The sequence below is a fragment of the Kitasatospora sp. NPDC093558 genome, from assembly GCF_040683475.1.
Taxonomy (GTDB): Bacteria; Actinomycetota; Actinomycetes; order Streptomycetales; family Streptomycetaceae; genus Kitasatospora.
The window spans coordinates 1-3,392 of the sequence record NZ_JBFBDY010000653.1; the positions used below are offsets into that span (position 1 = coordinate 1).

Genomic DNA, 3,392 nt, shown 5'->3' on the forward strand with positions numbered 1-3,392 from the left:
CCAGGTCGCGGCGCCCGGCGCCCGGGCGGCGAGTTCGCCGCCCGCCCAGGCCGCGCTTGCGACATTCAGGCCGCCCAGGAGAACGGCGCCGAGAAGGCGTTCTTCCCTTCGTTTCCGAACTCGAGGCCGAAGGCGCTCACCCGCGACCTCGTCGCGACTCCGGCCGCGAGGGTGTCCGCGGGGAATCCCACCCCGCTGACCCGCACGCCCTTCCCGGTCGCGTCGAGCGGAGAGACGAAGTCCTCGACCTCGATGTCGATCGCGTCACCGATCCGCACGCGGTGGTTGCGGCCTTCCTCGGAGTAGTCGATCCGGGCTACCTCCAGCCCGAGCATCTCGCCGACGAGCGGTCCGAGAGCCTCCATCGGGCCGCCGCGCTGACCGGAGAAGACCGCCCCGAGTGCTTCGGCCTGCTCCGGCGAGGCTGCCTCGTCCATGATCACGCCCATCCGCCAGTCGCCCTCGCTCATGAGCTTCGGGGCGTCGGCCACCACGGCGACCGTCAGGCCGCTCACGTCGACGTCGTCGACCCGGCCGGAACCGACGTGGAAGGCCAGGACCACCCGGCAACGGTCGTAGTCCGCCGGGGCCGTGAGGCCGGAGGTGGAGCAGGGGCACACCATGTCGCAATTGCAGTTCTCGAAATACGTTCCTTCGATATGCCAGGCCATCGGAAGCTCCCTTCCCGAGGCTGAAGCCGGGGCCGAGGCCGGGGCCGGGGCCGGGGCCGGGGCCGGGACACACCTCTGGTGATCAATTTTCCGCCCCCGAGGGCCGCCGGGCAACGCGAGGAGGGTCGGGTCGACGGCGGCCGTGACAGGACGTCGAGTAGCCGTGGCTGGCGGTGACGGCGGCCGTCGAGTGGCGGCTGGATCCGGGGGCGGAGAGTCAGCTCGTCTCGGTCTCGAAGGTGCGGAGCAGGTCGGCGGCGACGCTCACGGCGATGGTCGCGGGGGACTTGCCGGTGATGTCGGCCAGCCCGATCGGGGTCTTGATCCGGTCGATGGTGGTCGCGTCGTGGCCGCCTTCGGTGGCGAGGCGTTTGCGGAACCGCGTCCACTTGGCTGCCGACCCGATCAGTCCGATGGAGCCGAGGTGGGTCGTGCGCAGGGCGGCGTCGCACAGGGCGGCGTCCTCGGCGTGGTCGTGGGTCATGATCAGGACGTGGGTGCCGCCCGGGAGTTCCTCCAGCACCTCCTCGGGCAGCAGCGGTGTGTGGTGCACGTGCACCTGTGCCACCGCGTCCTCCAGGACGCCGAGCCGCTCGTCGGTGAGGACGGCGGCACGGGTGTCGATCAGGTGGAGGTCGAGGTCCTGGCGTGCCAGGATGCGCGCCAGTTCGAGCCCGACGTGCCCGACGCCGAAGATCGCCACCGCCCGCACCACCGGCAGCGGTTCGAGCAGGACCGAGACCGTGCCGCCGCAGCACTGCACGCCGTGCTGGTTGGTCACCTTGTCGTTGAGGGCGAATTCGATGAGTTCCGGCTCCGACGTGGACGCGGCGATCATCTCCCGGGCCCGGTCGATCGCGACGGCCTCGACGTTGCCGCCGCCGATCGAGCCCCACGTCTTGATCCGCCCCACGACGAGCTTCGCGCCGGCCTCGCGCGGGGCGTGGCCGCGCACGGTCGCGACGGTCACCAGCACGCCGGACTCCCGGTGCGCCCGCAACCGCGCGACCGCGGCGACCCACGTCATGTCAGGCACTGCTCAACGCACTTGCGTCGGTCCGGGTGTCGCGGTCGCCCCGGGAGGCGTCGCCCTGAGAGGCGCTGCTCCCGGAGGTGCCGCCCTGGCGGGCCGCCTGGATCGCCCAGTACACCGCCTCCGGCGTCGCGGGCGAGGCCAGCTCGACACTGACCCCGCTCGGTCCGAACGCGGCCGCGGCCTGCCGCAACGCCTCCCGCACCGAGAACGCCAGCATCAGCGGAGGCTCGCCCACCGCCTTGGACCCGTACACCGCGCCCTCTTCGCCGGCCTGCTCCAGGAGCCTGACGTTGAACTCCTCGGGCATCTCCGAGAAGCTCGGCAGCTTGTAGGTGCTCGCGGCCTGGGTCAGCAGCCGGCCGCGGTTCGGCCCGTCACCGGCGTCCCAGCGCAGGTCCTCCAGCGTCAGCCAGCCCGCGCCCTGCACGAATCCGCCCTCGACCTGGCCGATGTCGATCATCGGGGACAGACTGTCGCCGACGTCGTGCACGATGTCCACCCGTCGGATGCGGTACGCGCCGGTGAAGCCGTCCACCTCCACCTCGGCCGCGGCGGCGCCGTGGGCGAAGTACTTGAACGGTGAGCCCTTGAACGCCTTCGCGTCCCAGTGCAGCCCCTCGGTCCGGTAGAAGCCGGCCGCCGACAGCTGGACCCGCTGGAAGTACGTGGTGCGCACCAGGTCGTCCCAGGCCAGCTCCGCGTCGCTGCCCAGGCCGCGCGCGACGCCCTCGACGATGCGCACGTCCGAGGCGTTCGTGCCCAGTTGGGTGGCGGCCACCTGCAGCAGCCGCCCGCGCAGCTGCTCGCAGGCGTTCTTCACCGCCGCTCCGTTGAGGTCCGCCCCGGCGCTGGCGGCGGTGGCCGAGGTGTTGGGCACCTTGTCGGTCCGCGTCGGGGCCAGCCGCACCTTGTGGAGCGGGATGCCCAGCGCGGTCGCGGCCACCTGCAGCATCTTGGTGTGCAGGCCTTGCCCCATCTCGGTGCCGCCGTGGTTGATCAGGACCGACCCGTCCTTGTAGATCAGCACCAGTGCCCCGCCCTGGTTGAAGGCGGTGAGGTTGAACGAGATCCCGAACTTGAGGCCGGTGACGGCGAGTGCCCGCTTGGTGTGCGGGTGCGCGTCGTTGAAGGCGGCGATCTTGCGCTCGCGCTCGGCGACGCCGGCGTCGTCCTGGACCTGCCGCCAGACGGCGGAGATCCGTTCGGGCCGGACGACCTCCTGCCCGTACGGCGTCGACTGGCCCTTCCGGTAGAAGTTGCGCTCCCGCAGCTCCATCGGATCCAGGCCGAGGAGCGGCGCGCAGCGGCCCATGATGTCCTCGATCACCAGCATGCCCTGCGGTCCGCCGAAGCCGCGGAAGGCGGTGTTGGAGACCTTGTTGGTCCTGGCGATCCGGCCGGTGATGCGTGCGTTGGGAATCCAGTAGGTGTTGTCGATGTGGCACAGCGCGCGGGCCACCACGGGCTCGGACAGGTCCAGGCTCCAGCCGCCGTCGGCGGTCAGGGTGGCGTCCAGGGCGCGGATGCGGCCGTCGGCGTCGAAGCCGATCCGCCACTCGGCGTGGAAGCCGTGCCGCTTGCCGGACATGGTGAGGTCCTGGGTCCGGTTGAGCCGCACCCGGACCGGCCGGCCGGTCAGCTTGGCGCCCAGCGCGGCGACGGCCGCGAAGCCGTGCGGCTGCATC

Annotated in this window: 3 protein-coding genes; all 3 read right to left on the reverse strand. The window is 71.7% G+C overall.

Translation table 11 applies throughout. The features are described 5' to 3' along the window. Positions 1 to 65: 65 nt before the first annotated feature. Complete coding sequence (locus AB0O00_RS33180) at positions 66 to 671, reverse strand: DUF1326 domain-containing protein (protein ID WP_363658153.1); 606 nt, start codon at positions 669 to 671, stop codon at positions 66 to 68. 217 nt (positions 672 to 888) lie between these two features. Then, the gene (xdhC, locus tag AB0O00_RS33185) at positions 889 to 1,698 is read right to left on the reverse strand and encodes a xanthine dehydrogenase accessory protein XdhC (RefSeq protein WP_363658154.1); all 810 of its coding nucleotides are present in this window, start codon (positions 1,696 to 1,698) and stop codon (positions 889 to 891) included. A 1-nt stretch (position 1,699) separates the two neighbouring features. After that, on the reverse strand, positions 1,700 to 3,392 hold a 1,693-nt coding region (locus tag AB0O00_RS33190; protein ID WP_363658156.1), incomplete at its 5' end, for a molybdopterin cofactor-binding domain-containing protein.